This is a genomic window from Rhodococcus sp. 14-2483-1-1, from assembly GCF_002259335.1.
Taxonomy (GTDB): Bacteria; Actinomycetota; Actinomycetes; order Mycobacteriales; family Mycobacteriaceae; genus Rhodococcoides.
Genome location: NZ_NPFX01000002.1, coordinates 1 through 22,982, shown reverse-complemented (window position 1 = coordinate 22,982; position 22,982 = coordinate 1). Strand labels below are relative to the sequence as shown.

Below are 22,982 nucleotides of genomic sequence, written 5' to 3'. Positions count from 1 at the left end.
GGGTACCCGGTCGCCATGACCGACGACCAAGAGACCATGCAGAAGATTTCCGCAAAACTCGATGCTCTGCTCGGCAGCAAGACCAACGGCCTGCAGAACGAGGTTCCCCCGGGAGCGAGCATCCAGTCCGACGAGGACGACGCCGAGCAAGGGCCGCTCGGTCGTGACTACCACCTGGCGAGCAAGTACGCACAGGCGCTCGCGATCAACGAGCCCCAGGTCATCGACCGCGACGAATTCGACCGGTTGGTCGCCGAGTACGGCTGATCCAGCTCTGGCATCGACCCCGGCCCGGTAGGGCCGGGGTCTCGTCGTGTCCGGAGAACCTGGCGAACACCGCGGCATCGGATCTACAGTCGATGGGGTGACCGAACGCAAGAAGCCAGGAGTCACGTTCGAGTCCTGGGTGGACAAGCAAATCCGTCAGGCCCAGGACGAGGGTGCCTTCGAGGGGCTGGAGGGGGCGGGTAAACCGATTCCCCTGGGCGATCCCCGCGACGAGCTGTGGTGGGTTCGCGGCTACCTGAAGCGCGAAAACCTCCCGGCCGACGCGTTGTTGCCCACTGCACTGCAGCTTCGCAAGGAGATCGAGCGGCTGCCGTCCACGCTGATCGGCATTCGACGCGAAGACTCGGCACGAGATGTCCTCGACGAGTTGAACGCTCGCATCGTCGACTGGATTCGGTTTCCGACGCCGCCGATCGTTCCGTTGGGGCCGGTCGATGTCGACGCATGGCTGGAAAAATGGCGAACCAACCGAGCCGAGGTGGACCGGCTCGAGCGTGAGCATCGCTCGCAGTCGGTCGAGCCCCCTGCGGCAGACTCCGATACCTCTCGACGATCGTGGTGGACGCGTGTGCGTCGAACATTCACCTGGCGGCGCTGAGACCCGTTGTGGTCGTACACAAGGCGAGCGCATCGGCGGCTGTCGACACGAACGGAATGCCGGATGTTCCGTCGACCCGAATTCTCGACGGCAGCAGCCCGTCGGAGTGTGACGGTTCTTCCATCGTCTTCCAGCCGGTGGCCCGCCTGAGAAGTCCGCCGACCAGAGTGTCCGCCGCGTGACGGGTTCCGCTGCGTACGGTGATCGGCGCGGTATCGAGCTCGACTCGAGCGAAACGTAGTGCTGCATCCACGGCCTCGGTGGTCTGCGCCGCCGACGATCGACCGCGTGGACCTGTGCTCAAGCCGTGCCCGGGTAGATCGAGGACCACAACATCGACACCTCCGGCAGTGATGTCCGAGGCCAACGGGGTGAGGTACCGCGCATGCAGACCTGCGTCGGCGACGAGCACCACCGACTGCTCGGATTCGATGGACGCTCGATGGATCTCGGCGTGCACGCTTCCGTGCCCGGTATCGAGCTGTCGATGTTCCACCTGCAGTGCGACAACGTCAGCGCGGCTCAGTGCAACGGCCTCCGATGCCGGGCGTAGCGCTGCTTCGCACGCTATGCCCCGCGCCAGGGCGTCCCCACGACGCAACAGTGACTTGCCCTGCAGCAGAATCATCACCGCGGCACTCTCGTGTGCCGTGAGTGTCGGTGCCCAGCCTGTGGCGCGGCCGAGAGCCGAGGAATCGACGATGGGTTCGCCCGGTGTGACCCACTGGCCGGAAAAGGGGGTGAGCCCCAGTCGGAACGCAACGTTCGCAACATGCGTCGCAGCTTTCTGCGGAACGTCGAACATCAACTGGCCCTGCATCGCAGCGAGTTCGCGCACACCGACCCAGTCCACCGGACCCAGGTTGTACGGGCCGACGAGGTCGGTCTTGGCCGCGCGATGGAAGGCGTCGGCCATGTCGTCCTGGTACAGGAATTGATACGACGCCCGATCCGCCTCCGGGAATGCGCCGATCGGCCCGGTGAACTGGTCGATTCCGTCGTTGGCGAAGTCGGGTCCGATGATGTAGGTGCACCGCAACATGGAGATGGTCATCTCGCCGGGGTGCCTACGGAGCCACCACTCCGCATAATGTTCCACCTCGGCCTTGTCGTAGAAGTAGTAGCGATTGGGATCGCCTGCAGGATAACTGTTCTCGGTGAGCGGCTCCGGAGCGATGTCGGCACCGTACGCGTTGATGCTCGACGCGATCACCACTCGAGCCACGCCCGCTCGATAGGCCGAATCGATGACGTTGCGTGAGCCGCGCAGGTTGATGTCGTGGGTTTCGGCCTTGTCTTTGAGCTCTTCGACCACGAACGCCAGGTGCAGCACGACGTCGCATCCAGCGAACGTTTCCTCGAGGTCGGGAGAGCGAATGTCCGAGCGGAGCGAGGTGAACTTCGGGTGCGTGATCCGGGCTGGGCGACGGGCTATCCCGATGACCGTGTCCACCTCGGGATCCTCGAACAGCCTCGGAAGTATCGCGGCCGCGAAGTCACTGGTGGCTCCGGTGACCGCGATACGCAAGCCGCGGGCGTGCTCGCTCATCGGGGCAGCTCTGCTACGGCCTCGATGATCTGCTCGGTGGCGGTCGACAGCTGTTGTTCGGTGTGTGTCGCCATCACGCACAGGCGGAGTATGGCACCCGACTTCGGTACGGCGGGATGCAAGGCGGCGCTGGTGAAGATGCCTCGGTCGTAGAGGTTCTTCCACAGGCTCATGGCCACGAGGTCGTCGCCGATGTGCAGGGAGACGATGGGGGCAGCCGTATCTCCGTGCGGGGTCACGGAGCGGCCTGCTACGTCGAGCCCGGCCGACTGCAATCCGCCGCGCAAGATCTCGGCGTTCTCGAGTACGCGCCGAGCCCGGTCCTTACCCTCGTCGCTACGGATCAGGCGTACGGAAGCCAACGCTGCACCCACTGCAGCAGGCACGCCCGAGGTCGTGAACAGGAAGGCGCGGGCCTTGACCCGGAGGGTGTCGATCAAGTCACTCGATCCGGTGACGAACCCACCGGTGGAGCTCGGGCTCTTCGACAGCGATGCCATCGTGACGTCGACGTCCTTGGTGATGCCGAACAGCTCGGCTGCTCCGGTGAGTTCGGGCCCGTAGACGCCGAGGCTGTGGGCTTCGTCGACCATCAGCGCTGCGTGGTAGCGGATACACAGATCGGAGACGGCGTCGAGCGGTGCGAGATCGCCCTCCATGGAATACAGGCCGTCGACGATGACCAGCACGGCTCCGTCATCGACGACGGGCTGCTGAAGTTTGGCTTCGAGATCGGCCATGTCGTTGTGCTTGAACTTGACCACCGACGCGCCGGAGAGTGCGCTGCCGTCGCGGATCGATGCGTGTGCCGCCGAATCGACGATCACCGTGTCACCGGGTCCGACGATCGCACTGATCGTTCCCAGATTCGTTTGGTACCCCGTGGTGAAGACGAGTGCGTCGTCGGTTCCGTGCCACTGGGCAATTTCGTGTTCGAGTTCGAGGTGGAGGTCCAAAGTGCCGTTGAGCAAACGACTTCCGGTGACAGCACTTCCGAATGTGTCCAGTGCGTGCTGGGCACCCTCGACAACCTTCGGGTGGTCGGCAATGCCGAGGTAGTTGTTGGACCCGAGCATGATCTTGTCTCGGCCCTCGACGCGGACAACCGGCGCGACGGCCGATTCCATCTTGCGGAAGTAAGGGACCACATCGGCTTCTCGAACCGCACGCAGCAAGTCCACGCGTTCGTCTCCGCCGAGTCGTTTCATCAATCTGTTGACAACCATCGTTTACCAGAACTCCTCACAGAGTTGATTGTGGATTGTCGCGAATTCTTGAGTTCATTCGGAGCGGGCAGCATCATCGATTGGTATTCGGCCGAAGAATATTCGATGTTCAAAAAGACGCTCTTGCAGCGGAAAGCAGTTGGTAAATCAGTCCGAAAAAATGATTTGGGTACTTTTTTCTGGGTCAAATTTTACGATATCTTTAGTTTATCTGTGCAGGTAGAGGGGTACGTTGATGGCCAGCGCGAATTCACCCGCTCCACCGCTGTGCTCGAAAATCTTCGACCGCTTTGTCGCGATCAAGTGATGGTACAAATGGTCGTCGCTGCAATCAATTAGTGACACACGATCAACTAGTGACACAAGGAGATGAACTGTGACCGGATTAATGGTGCGCGAAAGAGAAACTCTCGAGAAGTACATGCCCGGCCTTCTGAGCTATCTGGACGCAACCCCGCTGGACCGACTCGAGTCGCGCGAATCGGATGCGATCGACAAGTTTCGGGAGTTCGGTGGTACCGGTTTGGTGGTCCCGGGCGAACTGGGCGGTCTCGGTGCTCCGGCCATCGACGCGGTCCGGGCGCAGAGGGCCATCGGGTCTCGCTCGCCCTCTCTCGGCGCGGGAACCACGATGCACCATCTTTCGCTCGCCTCGCTGACGGAGTTCGCGCGCGGTGCCACCGAGGACGACCGAGCACTGATCAAGGGGTTGGTCGAACAGAAGGCGATCGTCGCCTCCGGATTCTCCGAGGGCGTCACCGGCGGGAGTGTGTTCATTCCGACGATGACGGCTGTGAAGAAGGGCGACAACTACATCGTCAACGGAAGCAAGAAGCCGTGCAGTCTGGCACGTTCGATGGATCTGCTGACCTGCAGTGTCGAGATCGACTCCGGTGACCGCGCGGTCGCTCTGATTCCGGCCAGCCTCCCGGGTATGAGCGTGCAGCCGTTCTGGACCACCGACATTCTGGCCGGCGCACAAAGCGAAGAAGTTCTGCTCGAAGACGTCGAAGTGCCCGCGAGCCTGGTCCTGCCCAACAAGGACGACGACCCCGATGGCGTGCACGAGATGACCGGTTACCTCTGGTTCGGCATGTTGATCTCCGCCAACTACATCGGTGCGGCGACTTCACTGCTCGAGCGGATGATCGAGCAGAACAAGGGCGACTACGAGGGCTACGTTCGGGCGGCGGCCGAACTCGAGGCGTCCATGGCGGCTATCGAGAACGTGGCCCGCGCCTTCGACGAAGGTGAACGCGGACAGGACATCTCGGTGAAACTGTTGTTCAACCGCATTGCGATCCGTGACGCACTGGTCCGTAGTAGTTCGGCTGCCATCGAATCGCTCGGCGGGATCGGCTTCATCAAGTCACCCGAAATCGCTTACGTCGCAGCAGCATTGCACGCGTTTGCATTTCACCCGCCATCACGGCGGTCCATCTCGGAGACCCTGGCCCGTTTCCATGCAGGTGAAGATTTCGCCTTCGTCAAGTAGTGGTCACTCTTCGGTGCGCTCTTCGTCGTTCAACTTGTCTTCGCCTCGGTTTCGAAAGAACTTGAACCCGGGGATGCCGATCACCGCGCGGCGGACGTCTTTGGTGACTCCGAGCAATTCGTGAATCTCGGGGGACACCGTGTCGAGGGTGGCGAGGATGGGGAGCAGAGCTTCCATGTGAGCGAGAAGGCCGGGTAACTGATCGACCATGGCAATGGCGGCGTCGACCTCTTCGTCGGACAGGTTGTCGACGAACCTCCGCGCCATGGGCTCGGCCTGCTTGGCGATGGGATCGAACAGTTCGATCAGCTCGAGCGCAGTGTGCGAGGCGACCGATGCCGAGGCGACGACCTCGTCGGCGGCACCGGTCGTTCGCTGCACGCTGGCGACAACGGCGTCGGCCGAGTCGATCACCCGGTCGATGCGTGTCATCAATGTCTCTATGTGGTTCATCAGTGCTTCGATTCGGCCGGGCAGGGTAAGCGCGAATTCGGTTGTGGTGATCATCCAGGTCACCCCGACCCGCGCCACCGCGACTCCGCGCCGGAGCACCGTTTCGGTACCGAGTGGATCGGGGAGCACCACGCCTGCCAACACCAGAGCCATAGGAGCGACAATGCCACACCGACACCACGCCCCGAGTGCCGTTAGCCTCGTAGCATGAGAGCCCTCGTCACCGGTGCCAGCGGATACATCGGGTCGCGGCTGGTGGCAGCTCTGCTGGCAGACGGTGCGGACGTCGTGGTCGGTTCTCGTACGCCGAGCAACCTGCGAACCTTCGACTTCTACGACTCCGTCACTGCGGTGTCGCTGGATGTCACCGACCAGCAGTCGTGTGCCGCTGCGTTCGCAGAATCCGGCGACATCGATGTGGCGTACTACCTGGTGCACGCCATCGGTGAGTCCGACTATCGTGCGCAGGATCGACGGTCCGCGGAGCAGTTCGCCGCGGCTGCGGCCCGGGCGGGTGTGCAGCGGATCGTGTATCTGGGTGGCTTCGTACCCGACGACGACCACCTCTCCGAGCATCTCGCGAGTCGCGCGGACGTGGGGGAAGCGTTGACGGTGGACGGGGTCGAGTTGGTCTGGCTCCGAGCCGCCATCGTCATGGGTGCCGGTTCGACGTCGTACGAAATGTTGCGTTATCTTGCCGATCGCTTGCCGGTACTGCCGCTGCCGAGCTGGCTCGCCGAGCCCGTGCAGCCGATCGCCGTCGACGACGTGCTGAACTATCTGGTGGCGTCCGCGGACGGCGAGAAGGTCCCGGCGGGCTCGTACGACATCGGTGGGCCGGACGTGGTGCCGTACCGCGATCTGGTGTTCGCGTATGTCGAAGCTGCCGGTCTTCAACGGGTCGGGGTCCCGGTGCCGTTCGTGCCCACCTCGCTCGCGGGCAAAGTGATCGGCCTGATCATTCCTGTTCCGGCCGGGCTCGCCGAGGATCTGGTGGGGTCGCTGCACAACACGATGACGACGTCGGAGAGCCGGATACGTGAACTCGTTCCCGACCCTCCACGTGGTCTGACCACCATCGCAGACGCCATGGCCCGTAGTGTGCGGGGCATGGTCGGTGAGCCTCCCGGTGTGTGTGCGCTGAAGGATCCGCTTCGGCTGGCGAACACGGATGCGGCGTGGAGCGGCGGCGATGCCCTGGGAGTCCGGCGTCGCGGTGTGGCAGCGTCCTCGGACCGAACCTGGGGCTTGATCGAAGCCCTCGGCGGGCGTCGACTGCTGTCCTCGAAGCCGGTGGCGGCAGCGGTGCGTACCAACCTGGACGTGGTGGCCGGTGTGAACCGACGCGTGTCATCGGCCGTGCGTCGCTTGACCGATACCGAGGAGGCGTGATGGGAACGTGGTCGACGACCGCGCTGAACGTGATGAAGTCCGCGCTGGTCGATCCTGTGGAGCGCGATCACCGAGAATCCGACGCAGCATTCCGCAAGCGCCGGATCATCGTCATGATCACATTGGTGATCGGTGCCACAGTGCTCTACTTTTCGCTCAAGGTCGAGCCCGGCGACCCGTCGTTCTACGCACTGACGCTCGTACTCGCTGCGGTGTGGACGGTGGGCGGACTGCTCTCGGGCCCTCTACATCTGGGACGCATCGTGGTCGGCGGTTCGATCCGTAGGCCGATCGTCACACCCATCCTGATCGGTCTCGCCGTGGGCGGGGTATTCATGCTCGGCGGCCTGGTCGTACGGCAGATTCCGCCGCTGGCCGACTTCACCGAGAACGTGCTCGCACACGCCAGAGTGGGCTCGCTGGTTCTGATCGTCTTCATCGCGCTGCTCAACGGGGTCGCGGAGGAGATCTTCTTCCGCGGGGCGCTGTACTCGGCGATCGGCGTGAAGAACCCGGTGATCATCTCGACCGTCGTGTACGCGATCGCCACTCTCGCGTCCGGCAATCCGATGCTCGGCTTCGCCGCTGTGCTGCTGGGGTACGTGATGGGTCTTCAGCGGCGTGCATCGGGAGGAATCCTGGCACCGATACTCACGCACGTCAGTTGGTCGGCGGTCATGGTTCTCGCTCTACCGCCGCTGTTTGTGTGACCGCCGATGTTCGAGCAGAAAGAGGCGCAAACACCGATTCGGTCGACGAAAACGGTCCTGCGTGCTGATTCTTTCCTGAACTGGGCTACATTGCGCAGGTGAGTGAAAATCTCGATCGCGTCGATCGCTTGATCATCGACGAGCTTGTCTCCGACGGCCGCGCCACGTTGGCGACGCTGGCGGAGAAGGCCTCCCTGTCCGTCTCGGCCGTCCAATCCAGAGTCCGACGGCTGGAGTCGCGGCGCGTGATCCGTGGCTACACCGCCCAGGTCGATCCGGAAGCCCTGGGGCGGCCGTTGTCGGCGTTCGTCGCCATCACTCCCATCGACCCGGCACAACCCGACGACGCTCCCGCCAGACTGAAGCACCTCTCGGCCATCGAATCGTGCCATTCGGTTGCAGGCGAGGAGAGCTACGTGCTGTTGGTGCGGGTCGAGTCGCCCCGTGCACTCGAGCGCCTACTGCAGGAGATCAGGGCCACCGCCAACGTGCAGACACGCAGCACCATCATTCTGCAGACGTTCTACGACCGCTGACGGCCCGCCACACGCGGTCCGAGGACATCGGTAGGTCGTACAGTCTGGCCCCTACGGCGTCGCGGACAGCGTTTGCCAAAGCAGGAGCGACGGGGTTGTACGGAGACTCGCTCATCGACTTCGCACCGAACGGACCCAACCGGTCGTACGTGTCGGCGAACAGTACTTCGGTCCGAGGAATATCTGCGAACTGCGGAACGTGATAGCTCCGGATGGAATCGGTGGTGACCAGACCGGCACTGTCGGTACGGATCTCCTCGTACAGTGCGCTGCCGATAGCCTGTGCAACGCCACCTTCGACCTGGCCGCGGCACTGCTGCGGGTTCATCACAGTTCCTGCGTCCGCGGCTTGCACCGAGTGCAGAATCTGCACGGTGCCGGTGTTCTCGTCCACCGCCACCCGGAACGCTTGGACATTGAACGCCAAAGATCTCGGTAGCCCGCCGCTGTTGCCCTCGGTGACCAGCGAGCCACCCGCCTTCGCCAAGATGTCGTCGAGGGTGACGAACCGATCGCCGCACCGCACGCCTTCCGGCCCCAGTATGCAGTCCGAGTGCCGTTGTCCGGTAACGGTTCCGGCGATATCGAGAATCCGTGCCGACAGAGCGCGGACCGCCGCGTAGAGAGCCTTGCCTGCCACCACCGTGCCCGCCGAACCGAAGGCACCGGTGTCGTAGGTGGTGGAGTCGGTGTCGGACTGACGAACCTGAATGCGATCGACCGACGTGCCCAACTCGCTCGCCGCGATCTGAGTGTGCACGGTAGTGGTCCCGTTGCCGAATTCCGCTGTTCCGACGCGTATCTCGTACCGACCCTCGGGCAGTAACGCTACCGACGTCTCGGCGCGATGGCCGCGTGGTGGAATGGTCGCGATCATGGCCACCGCCATCCCTTCGCCGACTTTCCATCCCGTCGGCGCATGCTCACCGTTGCCGCGTCGCAGGGCCGCCTCGGCGAGGTCGATGCACTGATCGAGGCCGTAGCTTCCGAACTGCAGGTCGTCCTCCTCGAGATGCGCGGCGACGATGTCGTCGCCGGGGACGATCACGTTGCGTCGCCGAAACTCGAACGGATCGACGTCGATCTCTCTGGCCAGATCGTCCATTGCCGATTCGATCGCGAACATCACCTGTCCCAGTCCATAGCCACGGAATGCTCCGGACGGAATGTTGTTGGTGTAGACGGTCTTCGCATCGACTCGCTTGTTGGCGCACCGGTAGACGGCGACGGACTCGCCGCACCCGTGGAACATCACTCCGGCGCTGTGATTGCCGTAGGCCCCGGCATCGGTGAGAACGTCGATCGACAGCGCGGTCAACGTGCCGTCGGCGCTCGCGGCAGCGGTGACGTCGACCCGGAACGGATGACGACACGGTGAGACGGTGAACTCGTCGGTCCGCGTGAACTCGAATTGCACGGGTCGGCCGGTGCGGAGCACTGCCAGCGCCACGACGTCCTCGGTCAGCAACTCCTGCTTGCCGCCGAAGCCGCCGCCGACGCGGGCGGTGAACACCCGTACCCCTTCGCGCGGAAGGCCGAAGATCTCGCAGATCTCGTCGCGTACCAGAAACGGAACCTGAGTGCTGGTGCGCAGATTCAGCCTCCCCGTCTCGTCCAGCCACCCGATGGTGCCGTGGGTCTCCAGGTGCACGTGTTGTACTCGCTGCGTCGTCCACCGCCCGGTGATCACCGCCGCCGCGTCACGGACCGCGGCGTCGACGTCCCCGGTGCTACCGTGCAACTCTGCCACCAGATTTCGTGACGGATCCGCAATGCGAGCCGTCGCATCCTTGTCGCCGTGGATCTTCGGCGCACCGGGTTCGAGCGCGGATTCGGGATCGAACACTGCAGGCAGCACGTCGTACTCGACGACGAGGGCGCGGCACCCTTCCTCCGCGGCAGCGACCGAATCTGCGACCACGATCGCCACCCGCTGGCCGATGAAGCGCACGACGGTGTCGAGTACGTGGGTGTCGTCGGGATCGTCGACGCGGCGATCGTGGCGTGCCGTCGAAAATGCGGTTGCGGGGCTGTCTTTCGCGGTGAGCACGAGAACGACCCCGGGCACCCGCTCCGCGGCGGCGACATCGATGGCGACGATGCGAGCATGCGCATGCGGGCTGCCGAGCACCGTGGCGTGCAGTAGCCCCTGGGGTGAGTGATCGAGTGTGTAAGGCTCGGTTCCGGTGACGATCCGGGCGCTGGCCGGTGCCGCGACGGATCGCCCGCAGGCCGGTCCGTCGACGGCTTTCTCGGTGTTCACCACACCACAGACTGCATCGGCTATGGCTCGGTACCCGGTGCAGCGACACAGATTTCCCTTCAGCCGCTCGGGGAGTTCGTCCATGTCGTTCTCGGTCAGCGTCGATGCAGTGACGACCATTCCTGCCGTGCAGAACCCACACTGGAAGCCCGCGGCCTCGACGAAGCGGCTCTGTATGGGGTGCAGGTCGTCCGGGGTGCCGAGCCCGGTAACGGTGGTCACGGATCGGTTCGCGGCACGGAATGCCGGGAAGATGCACGAATGCACCGGCTCACCGTCGACGAGCACCGAACATGCTCCGCAATCGCCTGCGTCGCAGCCTTTCTTCACCTCGAAATGTTCGAGTTCGCGCAGCATGGTTCGTAGGCACTGGCCCGGCCGCGGGTCGATGTCGGTCGGTACTCCGTTGATGTCGACGATCATGACAACTCCTCGCGAATCTGCTGGGCTGCAGTGCAACTGATGTGTCGACGCCAGTCCGGCGCACCGTGGGGGTCGTCGTACCACTGCTCGGGACCGATCGTCTCGGCCAGCGCCTCGTCGAGCTCGTCGGCCGTCGGCAGAGCCGGAAAGCGAAGTAAGAACGGGCGGACCGTCGATGCGCTGACCGTCAGAACGAACTTGCCGCTGGCGTCGACCCGCCCGATCACCACCGCGGCCGATCGGCCGAGTGGTGAGAGCGCGAGCTTGCGCATCGCCGTCCTCGCCTCGAGCGCATACCGTGGAATCTCGATGCTGCGCAACACGTCTCCAGGGCGAAGAGCATTGGTGTGCGGTCCGGTGATCAGATCGTCGATCGCGATGTCGTAGTCGTGTTCGGGACCGTCTGCCGACCACACCTTCCCGATTCCGTCGAGGGCTGCGGTGGCCGAGATCATCGCACCGGCGGGCAGGGCCAACGCGATGTTGCCGCCGACGGTGGCGGTTTTCCAGATCTTGAACGAGGCCAACAGTGCTGCGGCGCAGCGAGGAAACAGTGCGGCGGCAGGCCACGGCGAATCGAATCGCGCCAGCGTCTCGATCGTGCACGTGGCGGCGATCTCGAGCCCGGCCTCGGTGACCGTCAACGGCTCCCAGCCCAAGGCGGTGATGTCGACGAGGGTACTCAGATGATCCTGCTTCTCCGAGAACAGCCAGGTACCACCTGCGAGTACTGCGGTGTCCGCGCGTCCCGGCGGCAGGTCCGCTCGGGAGCCGGGAAGCAGAACGTCGTCGACAGTGCCGAGATCCATGGTCTTCGTTCACCTCATCCTCGCCGGGAGGGTCCACCGCGCCGGCAGGTCCACCACCCGATGTGTCACCTCGAACTCTAGTGAGTTTCTGTTACCGATCTGCGGTGGTCCGGCGATCCGTCCGAAACTCGGCGGAAACAACCCGCACCTACTGTGGTCTCGAACAAGCGCAGTGATGCCGAGCCGGGGGAGGGCGACAGTGCAGGTCAAGGACTTGCTCGACGCCACAGGGCTCTGCATTCGATTGCTCACCTCCGACCCGGACGCTCTGGACCGCACGTTGCGGTGGACGTACACCACCGATCTGCCGGATCCGTCGCGCTACATCGCCGGCGGTGAATTGGTCATCACCGGCCTCGTGTGGCGTCGAACGCCGGCCGACAGCGAGGTGTTCGTCCGGGCGGTCGCAGAATCCGGTGCCTCGGCACTGGCGGCGGGGGAGGGATTGCTCGGCCACATTCCACCGGATCTGATCGACGCGTGCGAGCGGCACGGACTGCCCTTGCTCGCCGTACCCGACAACGTCTCCTTCGGCGAGGTCACCGAGTTTCTCGTCGGGAGAGTCACCGGTGATCGAATCGCCTCGCTCAACAGCTCCCTCGTTCGGCACCGCCAACTGCTGACCGCGGTCGCAGACGGTAGGGCCCTCGACGAGCTGGCCCTGCACACTTCCAGGGAAACGGGCATGGCATGCCTGATCTTCACCGCTACCGGACGCCGGCTGGTTGCCGAAGTCGTCGCGTTCTCCGATGCCGACGTCGACACCTTGACGCACGCCGCGCTGTCCTCCGAAAGGCTACCCACAACAACAACTCTCAGCGACGGTGAGCCGTACAGCATCTTCGGAATCGGCCCGTCGCTCGCGCAGAGAACCACGCGGTGGTTCCTCGCGGTGGCGGGAGACAGAGACACGTTCCCTCCAGCGATCTCCGACGCGTTCGGTCAGCTGGCAGCCATCGCCGCCCTCGATCGTGCTCGACGCGAGGAAGGACGGCTGGTTCGCCGCGAAATAGCAGACCAGGCCGTGGCATTGATCGAAGCCGACAGCACCAGGCCCGAGGCGCTGACTCGGCTGCGTCAGGCAGCCGTAGATCCAGACCGTCCGCTGGTTGTCATCAGGATCGTGCACAGCGGTAAAGCCGATCTGCGCGAGATGCTGCGGACAGTGCTCAGCGACACTCTGACCTCCTTCGGTGGCGGCTGCGTCGGTGCCAGCACACACGGCGACATCGTCGCGATCGTGAACACCGAGGATCCATACATCGCGCAGACCCTCCGAACCCGACTGTCCCGCTTGGGTTCCGGTATCGGCCGCAGTCGCCTGCTCGTGGGTGTCAGCTCGGAGGCCACCGGTCTCACCATCGACGGCGCGCTGCGTTCGGCCCGGCACGCCCTCGACATGAGCAGGCAGGGGACCGGCCCCGTCACTGTCACCACCGGTGCGCAGCTGACCTCGGCAGTGTCGATGCTGTCGGCACTGCCCGACGACGTGCGTCGATCTTTCGTCGAGCATGTTCTGGCACCCCTGCTCGAGTACGACCGGCGCGCCGACGCCGGTCTGATCGACACACTTCGTGAGTTTCTTGCCACCGGCGGATCCTGGAACCGAACCGCCGACTCGTTGCATGTGCACCTCAACACCGTCCGATATCGAATCAAGCGTGTCGAGGAATTGCTCGGCCGCGACCTGGGCTCCACCGAGGACAGACTGGACGTCTACCTCGCTCTGCAATCCATCCCTCGGCCGTCGGCCACGGGAGCGGCATAAGATCGATCTATGACTGGCTTCACCGGGATCCCCTTTGCTGCGTTGGACTTCTACGAGGACCTCGAAGCCGACAACAGCAAGCTCTGGTGGAACGAGCACAAAGCGGTCTACGACAACGCGGTCAAGGGGCCGATGACGGCGTTGCTCGCGACGCTGGAACCGGAGTTCGGTACTGCCAAGGTCTTCCGCCCCTACCGTGACGTTCGCTTCTCCAAGGACAAGACCCCGTACAAGACTCATCAGGGCGGATTCGTCGCTCGCGGCGACAGTCTGGGCTACTACGTCCAGATCGACCCCGCCGGACTGTTCGTCGCCGGCGGCTTCTACAACTCCTCGACCGACGGTGTTGCCCGCTACCGCCGCACCGTGGACGACGATGTGCGCGGGGCCGAGCTCGAGCGGATATTGGCGACGCTGACCAAGGCCGGATACGAGATCGGCGGAGACAAGCTCAAGACCAAGCCGCGGGGATACGAGCTCGATCACCCGCGCATCGACCTTCTGCGCCACAAGTCACTCACCGCGGGTAAGCATTTCGGCTCACCCGCCTGGCTGGAGACAGCCAAGGCCGCGACGAAGGTGCGCGACGCCTGGCGTGCCCTGACCCCCTTGGTGGAATGGTCTGCGGCGCTGCATACGTGAGCGCAGCGATCTATCCGACGACAGAGTACGTTCGCCAGGCACTTCCGGCATCCGGGGCATCCTCGCGTTCGACCGTCGCCTGAATGAGACCGTACGGACGATCGTCGGCGTTGAACACCTCGAGATTGTTCTCGATGCCGAACTTGCCCAGGTCGTAGACGAAGTGATGTTTGTTCGGTGCGGACATGGTGATTTCGGCGATGAACGGATACTTCTCGAGCACTGCCTCACCCATGGCGTACAGCGTCTGCTGCAACGCCAAGGACTGCAGATTGGCGAACCTTTCGATCATGGCGGCCTTCACGCCCGCGTACACCACGTCCCACTCGACATCGGTTGTGGTGTAACGCCATTGCGCCGTCAGTGACGTCGCCATGACGCGGTCGGTGGTGGGCTCGAGAACGGTCAGGTCGTCCTCGAGGAAGCCGTGGAACTCCGAACCCGTCGACTTCAGGATCACCATCTCCTTGAAGCCGCTGATCACCCACGTTCGCTGGGCATCGCCCTTGCCTTCGACGGTCACCGCCGACGTGCGGATCTCCTCGCCCTTGCGCGTCCAGGTGTGATCGTGCTCGACGCCGTCGACGACCACTCGAGCCCAGGCATACTCCTCGAGTTCGATGCGGGCACCGTCGACGGGCTCGACGTCGTCCACGTAGTGGCGAGCCAGATCGAGACCGTAACTCTCGAGGTGCAGTAGGCCCTTGGTCTTGGCATACGCGTACGCAGTCTGCTTCTGGGTGTCGGTGGGCAGCACGTTGGACTGATCACCCACCAGATGCGCGGGGGAGAAGTTGCCGCGCAGCGCGCTCGAGACGTTGATGTCGTGGATTTCGTGCCGCGGCGAGTCTCGATAGATCCGCACCACGCGGTTCTCCGCCTTGCCGTACTGATTGGATCCGAGGACGATCTTGCCGGTCAAATCGGTCATGTCAGCTCCCGCGATAGGTCGAATAAGCGAAGGGGGACAACAACAAAGGCACGTGGTAGTGCGCATCGGGATCGGTGACGGTGAACGAGATCGACACCTCGGGATAGAAACTCGGTGTCGCTGTTGCCTCGAAGTAGTCACCCGTGTCGAACGAGAGGCGGTAGACGCCCGGATCGATCGGCCCTGGCACTACTTCACCGATGCGTCCGTCCCCGTCCGTGGTGGCGGTGGAGATCTCGCCCTTCTCGGGGTGGAACAACCGCACCCGCATCCCGACCGCCGGTGTTCCCGAGGTGGCGTCGAGTACGTGCGTCGACAGCCCGGTCACTGCTCCGGACCCAGCATGCGGCCGAGGCGAATTCGATTGATCTTGGCCAGTTCCACGCGGAGCACCCGTCTTTCGGTTTCGGCATCGTTGTCGAGCCTCTCCTCGAGGGTAGCGAGCAGGTCCTCTGCGGACCTGCCGGTGGCACACACCAGATAGACATGGCCGAACTTCTCCTCGTACGCACGGTTTCCCGCCGCCAATTTCTCGAGCACCGCGGTGCCGGCGGTCGTCACCGCCGCCTGCTCGCGCTTCGACGACGGGTTGTCGGCCTTGCCGCCGATTCGGGGATGGCCGTCGAGCGCATGGTCGATCTCGGCTTCGGGTAGCTCGGCGAGCACTCGATCTGCTCTGTCCAAGAGCAGATCTCGACTGTCGAACGGGCGGCCCTGGGCGACCCGACGGGCCCAGATCGACGATGCGCAACACTCGTAGAGTGCGTGCATCGCCTGTCGATCACTGAGCCGATTGAACCCGTCGAGCCCTATCCATTCGTGTAGCAACTCGCGCTCACTATCTGAAGTCGTTGATGCGACCGAACCGCGCGGCCGCGATCGGGTTGGCATCGGCCACAAGATCGTCGAATCGGTAGTTCGCGATCTTGGCTATCTCGATCATCGCAAACGACCGCTCTGCCGACGGCGCGTTCTCGACGCGCGACCAACCGTTGGCCAGGACTCGATCGTAGCGCTCGGTCTCCCGCGCGCAGATCACCAGCGGGAAGCCGAAGTGCTCGCGGTATTCGGCGGCGAGTTGCACGATGTTGTCGTGCTCGTCCTCCTCGAGGTTGGACAGTCCCACGTGGTCGGCGGCGTTGAGGGTGCCGGTGGCGTCTTCGCTGCCGAGATCGGGATAGCTGTTGATCAGCTCGATCTGCTCCTCGGTGGTGCCGGCCAGCAGTGACTCCTGGAACGCCTCGCGCAGACCGTGAGCATCGGCGAAAGGCCGCTGCTGGTACGCGCGCTCGACAACCCACGGAGTGCCCTGCACCAAGCTGCCGAACGTGGCAGCGAAGTCCTCGGAGGACATCTCGTTGACCTGGTCGAGGGTGATGCCCTTACCCGGACCGCCGGCGACTGCCTGACCGCGGTTGCCGATGTGGAAGAACAGCACGTTGAGCACGATCGCGGAGACAGCGCCCAGAACGATGCCGCTGCCGAACAACATCTCCAGCCAATCGGGCACGCCTTCGGAGACCGACGGTTGAATCGTCACGAGCATCGCGAGCCCGAGGCTCGTGGCGACGATGATCAGGTTGCGGTGATCGGTGAAATCCACCTTCGACAGGGTCTGGATTCCGACCACGGCGACGGTCGCGAACAGGGCGAGCGCGGCTCCGCCGAGCACCGGCGGCGGGATGGATGCCACGACGGCTGCCGTTTTGGGCAGCAGGCCCAGCAGAATCATTATGCCGCCTGCCGTGGCCACCACCCAGCGGCTGCGCACACCGGTCAGGCGCACCAGGCCGACGTTCTCCGAGAAGGCCGTGTACGGGAACGAGTTGAACGTACCGCCGATGACGGTGGCAACGCCGTCCGCGCGCAGAGTCGCTGCGATGTCGTCCTTCTTGATGCGCTTGCCGACGATCTCACCCGTCGCATACACACTGCCGGTGGTTTCGACCGCGATGATGAGCATGACGACGATCATCGAAATGATGGCGATGACACTGAATTTGGGCACCCCGAACAGGAAGGGCTGCGTGAAACCGACCCACGATGCTTCCGAGGTGCCGTCGAAGTTCATGTCTCCCAACACGAATGCGACCGCGCTGCCGATGACGAGGCCCAGGAGCACGGCGATGGTGGCCATGAATCCCTTGAAGAACCGTTGGATCAACACGATGATCAGCAGTGTGCCGATCGCGTACGCCATCCACCGCCCGTTGGTCGGGTCCTGTTCGTGAGTAGCGGGATTGGTCACCGCGTCGTTGACGGCCACCGGGAGGAGCGCCACACCGATGATCGTGATGACGGTACCGGTCACCACCGGTGGGAAGAAGCGCAGCAGCTTACTGAAGTACGGCGCCATGAAGAACGTGACGAGACCGGCGACGATGACGGCACCGTAGACGTACAGCAACCCCTCGGTGCCGCCGCCGTTCGCCATCGCGATTGCGATCACCGGTGAGACACCGGCGAACGTCACGCCTTGCAGTAGCGGTAGGCGGACACCGATCTTCCAGAATCCGACCGACTGAATGATCGACGCGATGCCGCAGGTGAACAGATCCGCATTGATCAGGTGGATCAGTTGTTCGTTGGTCAGTCCGATCGCGCTGCCGATGATGATCGGCACGAGCACGGCACCGGCATAGAACGCAACGACGTGTTGGAACCCGTACGCGGCAAGTTTCGGAACAGGAAGAACTTCATCGACAGGATGGACACGTTTGCGTGTGGTGGGCTTGACGGACATGGGTGGGCACCTCGCGGAAGCAACAGGGCAGGATTCCTGCGACGCTGCAGGAGAAGTGCACTAAGAATCAGCCATCACGCCTATCCTCGCTAGTCGAGCGCGCACAAACTTCGGGGCGTACTCGACGTGGACGTTGTGCGAACATCCAAGACTCCACCCACCAGTGAAGGGAGCGATCGTGTCGGACCTTGCCGTCGGAGTGCTGCTCGCCGCCGGTGCCGGAACGCGATACGGATCGCCCAAGGTTCTCGCCCACGACGGGCTGTGGCTTCGTACGGCAGTGCAGGCATTGCGTGACGGCGGCTGTGACCGCGTGATCGTGGTGCTGGGCGCGGCCCATGCCCCTGTCCCCGACGGCGCGATCGCCGTGCATGCACCCCGGTGGGAAGAAGGAATGAGCGCGTCGTTCGAGGCGGGGCTGACGGCGGCGTCGGACGCGAACTACGCAGTGGTGCACGTGGTCGATACCCCGGACGTCGGAGCCGAGGTGGTGCGGGCAGTGCTCGATGCTGCGCGGGGAACCGGTCTCGCCAGGGCGGTGTTCGACGGCCGCCCAGGTCATCCGGTCGTCTTGGCGCGGCGTCATTTCGAGGCGGCCGCGGCATCGGCGTCGGGCGATTTCGGTGCCCGGGGCTTCCTGAAAGGCCGCGACGACGTGAGTGCCGTCGAATGCTCGCAGTGGGCAACGGGAATCGATCACGACTATCGGTAGTTGCCGTGCTTCCGGATCTCGGCGGCAACGGCGTCGATCATGCCGTCGAACTGATGACCACCGGTCCGGAACTCGACCACTGTCGCAGACGGGAGAGCCTTCGAGTTCAGCGCCAGGTGAGAAATGGGAACCACGTCGTCGTCCCGGCAGTGGACGAGTGTCAGGTCGGTCTCGGGCTCAGGCTCGGTGAATGCGTAGTCTGCGACGTCCCACCCACGCGGAGTCCAGTCCGGCATCGCCAGTAGAGCAGCCCGGACGGGCCGATCCCGGCGACGTTCTGCCAGGACCCGGACGAGGATCGACGCGCCGAAGGAATGCGCGATCACCGAATCCGCCGGTCCGAGCCGATCCAGGTGCTGCCGAACCGGTTCGGCCCAGTCCTCGAAACCCATGGCTGTGTCGGACAGCTCCGGCATACGAAGGTCGAGACGCAGAGCCCCGGCCAACCCGTGCGCGAGCTCCGCGTCGTCGACGAATCCGCCGGCACCATGAACGAACAGAAGTCGACGAACCACGATGCTTCCCTTTCCTCGAGATCGGTCATACGAAGAAGACCGACCGGCCACCGCAAAATCACCGGTTGACCCGGACCGCCGCGCCTGGAATTGTCGACGGCAGCGTCGCGTGTCGATGACGGACTGCGTCAGGCATGGAGGCGTCGTACTGCCCAGGAGGCAGCGGTTGTCCATCTCGTTCGATCACACCATCATTCCTGCGAAGAACAGTTCTGCATCGGCGGCGTTCTTTCGTGAACTGTTCGCCTTACCCGAGGCTCCGTCGTGGGGGCCGTTCGTCAACGTGCAACTCACCGACGGCACGCTGATCCAGTTCGCCGAACCACCGGTGGAAGACATTCAGTTCCAGCACTACGCTTTTCGGGTCAGCGAGGACCTGTTCGACGAGGCCTACGCCAGGCTGTCGGACAACGATGTCGAACACTGGGCCGACCCCCGAATGACCGAACCAGGAACGGTCAACACCGAGCACGGTGGCCGCGGAGTGTATTTCCGTGACCCCACCGGCCACTTCTTCGAGATGCTGACGCACTCGTACCTGACCCCGCAGGGTGAGCCGGTACCGTAGCGATCGTGGCCGAGCAACAGCATGTTTCGATGACGAGGACCGCCTACGACACTGTTGCCGAGAGTTACGCGGACCTCGTTCGTCACGAACTCGACGGTCGGCATCTCGAGCTCGGTCTCCTGGCGACGTTTGCCGACCGGGTGCCGGGTGGCGAGGTTCTCGAGGTCGGTTGTGGCTCCGGCCGCATCACCGAGCACCTGCATCAGCTGGGCCTGGACGTGACCGGAATCGACCTGTCGCCGAACATGGTCGAGGTTGCTCGACGCGAATTCCCGCATCTGACATTCCGCGTCGGATCCATGGAGTCGTTGGCTGCGGCGGACAGCTCGGTTGCCGGGATCGTTGCCTGGTATTCGATCATCCACACTCCTCTCGAGCACCTGCCGGCGATATTCGCCGAATTGAACAGAGTGTTGACACCGGGGGGATTGCTGCTGATCGCGTTCCAATCCGGCAACGAGCGAGTACGGCTCGAACAGGTTTACGGACACTCGGTTTCGTACGACGCCTACCGACTCGACCCCGATGCGATCGTGGCCGATCTCGTCGATGCGAATTTCGCGGTGGACGTTCGAGTGCACCGGGCCGCAGTGGGATACGAGCCCACACCGCAGGCGTATCTGATGGCCCGCAAAGCGAACACCGCGAAACGCGACGACCGGTAGCGTCGAGACCGCGAAAGGTGGTGGCCGCTACAGTCGTCTCCGTGATTCTCGGACCGAACGATGCGGTATACCGTCGCCCCTCGAGGATCGTCGTTGCCGGGACGTCCGGTTCCGGCAAAACGACGCTGTCCGCTCGTCTCGGATCGCTTCTGGGAATCGAACACATCGAGATAGACAGCCTCTATCACGGGCCGAATTGGACGCCGCGGGCGACTTTCGAGTCCGACGTGGAGGAGTTCATTGCGCGCCCGTCGTGGGTCACCGAGTGGCAGTACCATGCTGTGCGGGATCGCCTCGCCGATCGTGCTGATCTGATGTTGTGGCTCGATCTGCCACGTCGAACGGTGATGCGGCAGATCGTGATTCGAACGTTGCGTCGACGCTTCGGCAGGCGCGAACTGTGGAACGGTAACGTCGAGCCGCCGTTGCACCGCATCTTCTTCGACCGTGACCACATCATCCGATGGGCATGGCGTACGTACCCTCGGACTGCGGAGAGAGTGCGTCACGTCAGCCTCCGGCGTCCGGAGTTGACGATCGTACGGTTCGAGTCACACAGGGAAGTGAACGCCTGGATTGCGCAGCGCCTCGTTCCGACCGAGTCGAGCTGAGGCAGCCGAACGTCAACAGTGAAGTTGCGTTGCGAGAGACTCGATCGAGTCGACGCTGTAGGTCCAGTCCGACTCCGCAACGAGGTCGGCAGTCTGGCCCGGTCCGTGTTCGAGCGGACGCGCGACGAACGCCGTTGCGAACCCGCAGTCGGCTGCCGCGACGAGATCGCTGTTGTGCGCGGCCACCATCATGCATTCGCTCGGCTCGAGGCCCAGAATATCCGCGGTACGCACGTAGGCGTCGGGGGTGGGCTTGTACGCCCGGACCGGTTCTGCGCCGAGGATTGCATCCCACGGCAGTCCGGCGTTCTTGGCCATGTCGAGCAGCAGTGAGATATTCCCGTTCGAGAGCGGGGCGATGATGAACTCGGTGCGAAGCCGGGTGAGTCCGGGGACCGAATCCGGCCAGGGATCCAATCGGTGCCACGCCTGATTCAACGCGGCAATGCGATCCTCGGCCAGCCGAATGTCGAACTCCGACAGGACGACTCGGAGCGATTCCAGATGCAGTACATCGAGCCGGGTGAAGGGCCTGCGACCGGACCGAACCTCTTCCATCGCGGGCTGGTACATGCTGCGCCAACGGTCGGCGAAGGAACAGCTGTCGACATCCGGCCCGCACTGAGTTCGGACGTCGCGAGCGATGCTGGTACGCCAGTCGACGACGGTGCCGAACACATCGAACAGGAGAGCCTTCAACGCTCCCTCTTCTTCTTTTTCTTCGGGCTCTTCGAGTGTCCGCCTGCGGACAACAATGCACCGGCGAGCGGGATGAGGAGGAAGAAGAGCCACTTGCTTTCGAAATCGGTGAGGAAGAACAACGCCAACGAACCGAAGATGACCAGCGGCATGACCACTGCACGCCAATCGAGGCCGCCGCCGGCCTCGGCCGGAGCAGGCGACTGCCCAGGCCGAGCAGGCGTATGCGACGGCGCCGACGCGGCGGGGAGGTCGACGAATACCGTGTCGAGCTCCCCGCGCGTCGTGGCGGACGCGATAGTGGCGCTGCGCTCGTCGAACTCGGGGACCGTGAGGCGACCCTCGCTGAAGTGCAGGCTCAGCGCGTCGAGCGCCTTTTCCCGATCAGCAGTACCGATACGAATTTCCGGAAGCTCGGACATCGCTACAGGGTAACGCCATCCAAGGCCTGGATATGAGCCGAACTTCGCATCGCTACCGATATGTCGTTATTTGATTTCTGTGAGGACGGTGCCTTGGGTGATGGCGTCGCCTGCGGTGACGCTCAGGCCGGTGATGGTGCCGCCTTTGTGGGCGGTGACGGGGTTTTCCATCTTCATCGCTTCCAAGACGGCGATGAGGTCCCCTGCCTCGACGGTGTGGCCTTCTTCGACGGCGACCTTGACCACGGTGCCCTGCATCGGTGCGGTCACCGAGTCACCGGACGCCGCGCCTGCTCCGGCACCGCCTCGGGTACGGGCTTTCGGCTTACGCCGCACCGCTCCGGCACTGCCGCCGCTGTTGCCGCCGAGGGACAGTTCCCCGGGCAACGAGACCTCGACGCGGCGGCCACCGACCTCGACGACGACGGACTGCCGCGGCAGGACCTCGTCCTCGTCGATGGGTTGCCCGGCGGTGAACGGGGGTACCTGGTTGTCCCATTCGGTTTCGATCCACCGGGTGTGCACCGAGAACGACTCGCCGTCGCCGATGAACGCCGGATCGGAGACCACCGCAGCGTGGAACGGAATCACCGTCGCCAAGCCTTCGACGGTGAACTCCGCGAGCGCCCGACGCGAACGCGCGAGGGCTTCGTCGCGGGTGGCTCCGGTGACGATGAGTTTGGCGAGCATCGAATCGAACTGGCCACCGATCACACTGCCGGATTCGACACCGGAATCGACGCGCACTCCCGGGCCGGAGGGGGCGGTGAAGGTGGTGACCGGTCCGGGTGCGGGGAGGAACCCACGGCCGGCGTCTTCGCCGTTGATCCGAAACTCGAACGAATGCCCCCGCGGTTCCGGATCGTCGGTGATCGAGAGTTCTTCGCCGTTGGCGATGCGGAACTGTTGCAGCACCAGGTCGATGCCGGAGGTTTCCTCGGTGACGGGATGCTCGACCTGCAGG

The 22,982-nt window shown here is 63.9% G+C and carries 26 protein-coding genes; 13 read left to right on the top strand and 13 right to left on the bottom strand.

What is annotated here, in order from left to right; all coding sequences use genetic code 11:
* Window positions 1-15: 15 nt before the first annotated feature.
* A complete protein-coding gene (locus CH294_RS00200; protein ID WP_032376853.1) occupies window positions 16-267 on the top strand; it encodes a hypothetical protein in 252 nt (83 codons plus the stop codon).
* Window positions 268-364: 97 nt separating this feature from the next.
* Complete coding sequence (locus tag CH294_RS00195) at window positions 365-886, top strand: DUF1992 domain-containing protein (RefSeq protein WP_094736800.1); 522 nt, start codon at window positions 365-367, stop codon at window positions 884-886.
* Here the strand turns inward: CH294_RS00195 and CH294_RS00190 are convergent.
* Together CH294_RS00190 and CH294_RS00185 are read right to left on the bottom strand one after the other, a co-directional pair.
* On the bottom strand, window positions 870-2,435 hold the full coding sequence (locus CH294_RS00190; RefSeq protein WP_094736686.1) for an NAD-dependent epimerase/dehydratase family protein: 1,566 nt from the start codon (window positions 2,433-2,435) through the stop codon (window positions 870-872). The genes CH294_RS00195 and CH294_RS00190 overlap by 17 nt on opposite strands.
* Window positions 2,432-3,661 (bottom strand): aminotransferase class I/II-fold pyridoxal phosphate-dependent enzyme, encoded by a 1,230-nt coding sequence (locus CH294_RS00185; protein ID WP_094736685.1) that lies wholly within the window; start codon window positions 3,659-3,661, stop codon window positions 2,432-2,434. The genes CH294_RS00190 and CH294_RS00185 overlap by 4 nt, the downstream gene beginning before the upstream one ends.
* A gap of 48 nt (window positions 3,662-3,709) precedes the next feature.
* On the opposite strand from CH294_RS00185, the gene CH294_RS00180 reads away from it, so the two are divergent.
* The gene (locus CH294_RS00180; protein WP_141216423.1) at window positions 3,710-4,000 is read left to right on the top strand and encodes a hypothetical protein; all 291 of its coding nucleotides are present in this window, start codon (window positions 3,710-3,712) and stop codon (window positions 3,998-4,000) included.
* Window positions 4,001-4,037: 37 nt separating this feature from the next.
* The gene (locus tag CH294_RS00175; RefSeq protein ID WP_094736683.1) at window positions 4,038-5,156 is read left to right on the top strand and encodes an acyl-CoA dehydrogenase family protein; all 1,119 of its coding nucleotides are present in this window, start codon (window positions 4,038-4,040) and stop codon (window positions 5,154-5,156) included.
* Between the two features lie 3 nt (window positions 5,157-5,159).
* Here CH294_RS00175 and CH294_RS00170 read toward each other — a convergent pair whose 3' ends face one another.
* Window positions 5,160-5,762 carry a hypothetical protein gene (locus CH294_RS00170; RefSeq protein WP_032404802.1) on the bottom strand — a complete coding sequence of 201 codons (603 nt, stop codon included), beginning with the start codon at window positions 5,760-5,762 and terminating at the stop codon, window positions 5,160-5,162.
* A gap of 54 nt (window positions 5,763-5,816) precedes the next feature.
* On the opposite strand from CH294_RS00170, the gene CH294_RS00165 reads away from it, so the two are divergent.
* The 3 genes from CH294_RS00165 to CH294_RS00155 all read left to right on the top strand — a co-directional run bounded on the left by CH294_RS00165 (window position 5,817) and on the right by CH294_RS00155 (window position 8,247).
* On the top strand, window positions 5,817-7,001 hold the full coding sequence (locus CH294_RS00165; RefSeq protein WP_094608005.1) for an NAD(P)H-binding protein: 1,185 nt from the start codon (window positions 5,817-5,819) through the stop codon (window positions 6,999-7,001).
* Window positions 7,001-7,711 carry a type II CAAX endopeptidase family protein gene (locus CH294_RS00160; RefSeq protein ID WP_032376859.1) on the top strand — a complete coding sequence of 237 codons (711 nt, stop codon included), beginning with the start codon at window positions 7,001-7,003 and terminating at the stop codon, window positions 7,709-7,711. Before CH294_RS00165 ends, CH294_RS00160 begins: the two co-directional genes overlap by 1 nt.
* A gap of 98 nt (window positions 7,712-7,809) precedes the next feature.
* Window positions 7,810-8,247 carry an Lrp/AsnC family transcriptional regulator gene (locus CH294_RS00155; RefSeq protein WP_032376860.1) on the top strand — a complete coding sequence of 146 codons (438 nt, stop codon included), beginning with the start codon at window positions 7,810-7,812 and terminating at the stop codon, window positions 8,245-8,247.
* On the opposite strand, the gene CH294_RS00150 is transcribed toward CH294_RS00155, so the two are convergent.
* Complete coding sequence (locus CH294_RS00150; protein WP_094736682.1) at window positions 8,219-10,933, bottom strand: molybdopterin cofactor-binding domain-containing protein; 2,715 nt, start codon at window positions 10,931-10,933, stop codon at window positions 8,219-8,221. The two genes, CH294_RS00155 and CH294_RS00150, sit on opposite strands and share 29 nt — an antisense overlap.
* On the bottom strand, window positions 10,930-11,742 hold the full coding sequence (locus CH294_RS00145) for an FAD binding domain-containing protein (protein WP_094736681.1): 813 nt from the start codon (window positions 11,740-11,742) through the stop codon (window positions 10,930-10,932). The genes CH294_RS00150 and CH294_RS00145 overlap by 4 nt, the downstream gene beginning before the upstream one ends.
* A 199-nt stretch (window positions 11,743-11,941) precedes the next feature.
* Between CH294_RS00145 and CH294_RS00140 the strand changes: the two genes are divergently transcribed.
* Both CH294_RS00140 and CH294_RS00135 read left to right on the top strand, forming a co-directional pair.
* Window positions 11,942-13,510: a PucR family transcriptional regulator gene (locus CH294_RS00140; RefSeq protein WP_249304951.1), complete on the top strand. Its 1,569-nt coding sequence runs from the start codon at window positions 11,942-11,944 to the stop codon at window positions 13,508-13,510.
* Window positions 13,511-13,519: 9 nt separating this feature from the next.
* Window positions 13,520-14,152 (top strand): DUF2461 domain-containing protein, encoded by a 633-nt coding sequence (locus tag CH294_RS00135; RefSeq protein ID WP_094736680.1) that lies wholly within the window; start codon window positions 13,520-13,522, stop codon window positions 14,150-14,152.
* Window positions 14,153-14,162: 10 nt separating this feature from the next.
* Here the strand turns inward: CH294_RS00135 and pucL are convergent, their stop codons facing one another.
* Genes pucL through uraD (CH294_RS00115) form a run of 4 tightly spaced genes read right to left on the bottom strand, consistent with a single transcriptional unit; the run spans window position 14,163 to window position 17,826 of the window.
* Entirely contained in the window at window positions 14,163-15,083 is a 921-nt protein-coding gene (gene pucL, locus CH294_RS00130; protein ID WP_094736679.1) for a factor-independent urate hydroxylase, read from the bottom strand.
* 1 nt (window position 15,084) lies between these two features.
* Complete coding sequence (uraH, locus tag CH294_RS00125) at window positions 15,085-15,411, bottom strand: hydroxyisourate hydrolase (protein ID WP_094736678.1); 327 nt, start codon at window positions 15,409-15,411, stop codon at window positions 15,085-15,087.
* Complete coding sequence (uraD, locus tag CH294_RS00120) at window positions 15,408-15,911, bottom strand: 2-oxo-4-hydroxy-4-carboxy-5-ureidoimidazoline decarboxylase (protein WP_094736677.1); 504 nt, start codon at window positions 15,909-15,911, stop codon at window positions 15,408-15,410. The genes uraH and uraD (CH294_RS00120) overlap by 4 nt, the downstream gene beginning before the upstream one ends.
* A gap of 10 nt (window positions 15,912-15,921) precedes the next feature.
* Window positions 15,922-17,826: a 2-oxo-4-hydroxy-4-carboxy-5-ureidoimidazoline decarboxylase gene (gene uraD, locus CH294_RS00115; RefSeq protein ID WP_094736676.1), complete on the bottom strand. Its 1,905-nt coding sequence runs from the start codon at window positions 17,824-17,826 to the stop codon at window positions 15,922-15,924.
* A gap of 175 nt (window positions 17,827-18,001) precedes the next feature.
* On the opposite strand from uraD (CH294_RS00115), the gene CH294_RS00110 reads away from it, so the two are divergent.
* Window positions 18,002-18,538 (top strand): nucleotidyltransferase family protein, encoded by a 537-nt coding sequence (locus CH294_RS00110; protein ID WP_037156228.1) that lies wholly within the window; start codon window positions 18,002-18,004, stop codon window positions 18,536-18,538.
* Here the strand turns inward: CH294_RS00110 and CH294_RS00105 are convergent.
* On the bottom strand, window positions 18,529-19,053 hold the full coding sequence (locus CH294_RS00105) for an alpha/beta hydrolase (RefSeq protein ID WP_032404810.1): 525 nt from the start codon (window positions 19,051-19,053) through the stop codon (window positions 18,529-18,531). The two genes, CH294_RS00110 and CH294_RS00105, sit on opposite strands and share 10 nt — an antisense overlap.
* Before the next feature lie 166 nt (window positions 19,054-19,219).
* Here CH294_RS00105 and CH294_RS00100 point away from each other — a divergent pair, with 166 nt between their 5' ends.
* The 3 genes from CH294_RS00100 to CH294_RS00090 are packed head-to-tail and all read left to right on the top strand — an operon-like array spanning window position 19,220 to window position 20,897.
* The gene (locus tag CH294_RS00100) at window positions 19,220-19,621 is read left to right on the top strand and encodes a VOC family protein (RefSeq protein ID WP_094608000.1); all 402 of its coding nucleotides are present in this window, start codon (window positions 19,220-19,222) and stop codon (window positions 19,619-19,621) included.
* 29 nt (window positions 19,622-19,650) lie between these two features.
* A complete protein-coding gene (locus CH294_RS00095; RefSeq protein WP_032404812.1) occupies window positions 19,651-20,286 on the top strand; it encodes a class I SAM-dependent methyltransferase in 636 nt (211 codons plus the stop codon).
* Window positions 20,287-20,327: 41 nt separating this feature from the next.
* Window positions 20,328-20,897 (top strand): AAA family ATPase, encoded by a 570-nt coding sequence (locus CH294_RS00090; RefSeq protein WP_170944537.1) that lies wholly within the window; start codon window positions 20,328-20,330, stop codon window positions 20,895-20,897.
* Between the two features lie 12 nt (window positions 20,898-20,909).
* Here the strand turns inward: CH294_RS00090 and CH294_RS00085 are convergent, their stop codons facing one another.
* The 3 genes from CH294_RS00085 to CH294_RS00075 form a co-directional block, all read right to left on the bottom strand.
* Complete coding sequence (locus CH294_RS00085; RefSeq protein WP_094736675.1) at window positions 20,910-21,596, bottom strand: haloacid dehalogenase type II; 687 nt, start codon at window positions 21,594-21,596, stop codon at window positions 20,910-20,912.
* Entirely contained in the window at window positions 21,593-22,018 is a 426-nt protein-coding gene (locus CH294_RS00080) for a DUF1707 domain-containing protein (RefSeq protein ID WP_032404814.1), read from the bottom strand. Before CH294_RS00080 ends, CH294_RS00085 begins: the two co-directional genes overlap by 4 nt.
* Window positions 22,019-22,084: 66 nt before the next feature.
* Window positions 22,085-22,982 (bottom strand): biotin/lipoyl-containing protein (locus CH294_RS00075; RefSeq protein WP_141216422.1); only part of this gene is annotated, 898 nt, incomplete at its 5' end.

What these genes read in the sequence shown, in the direction of transcription:
- CH294_RS00160 (WP_032376859.1), top strand. Translation starts at nt 7,001, where the DNA reads ATGGGAACGTGGTCGACGACCGCGCTGAACGTGATGAAGTCCGCGCTG.
- CH294_RS00190 (WP_094736686.1), bottom strand. Translation starts at nt 2,435, where the DNA reads ATGAGCGAGCACGCCCGCGGCTTGCGTATCGCGGTCACCGGAGCCACC.
- CH294_RS00135 (WP_094736680.1), top strand. Translation starts at nt 13,520, where the DNA reads ATGACTGGCTTCACCGGGATCCCCTTTGCTGCGTTGGACTTCTACGAG.
- CH294_RS00165 (WP_094608005.1), top strand. Translation starts at nt 5,817, where the DNA reads ATGAGAGCCCTCGTCACCGGTGCCAGCGGATACATCGGGTCGCGGCTG.
- CH294_RS00080 (WP_032404814.1), bottom strand. Translation starts at nt 22,018, where the DNA reads ATGTCCGAGCTTCCGGAAATTCGTATCGGTACTGCTGATCGGGAAAAG.
- CH294_RS00150 (WP_094736682.1), bottom strand. Translation starts at nt 10,933, where the DNA reads ATGATCGTCGACATCAACGGAGTACCGACCGACATCGACCCGCGGCCG.
- CH294_RS00200 (WP_032376853.1), top strand. Translation starts at nt 16, where the DNA reads ATGACCGACGACCAAGAGACCATGCAGAAGATTTCCGCAAAACTCGAT.
- CH294_RS00145 (WP_094736681.1), bottom strand. Translation starts at nt 11,742, where the DNA reads ATGGATCTCGGCACTGTCGACGACGTTCTGCTTCCCGGCTCCCGAGCG.
- uraD (WP_094736676.1), bottom strand. Translation starts at nt 17,826, where the DNA reads ATGTCCGTCAAGCCCACCACACGCAAACGTGTCCATCCTGTCGATGAA.
- CH294_RS00095 (WP_032404812.1), top strand. Translation starts at nt 19,651, where the DNA reads ATGACGAGGACCGCCTACGACACTGTTGCCGAGAGTTACGCGGACCTC.
- pucL (WP_094736679.1), bottom strand. Translation starts at nt 15,083, where the DNA reads ATGACCGATTTGACCGGCAAGATCGTCCTCGGATCCAATCAGTACGGC.
- CH294_RS00185 (WP_094736685.1), bottom strand. Translation starts at nt 3,661, where the DNA reads ATGGTTGTCAACAGATTGATGAAACGACTCGGCGGAGACGAACGCGTG.
- CH294_RS00170 (WP_032404802.1), bottom strand. Translation starts at nt 5,762, where the DNA reads ATGGCTCTGGTGTTGGCAGGCGTGGTGCTCCCCGATCCACTCGGTACC.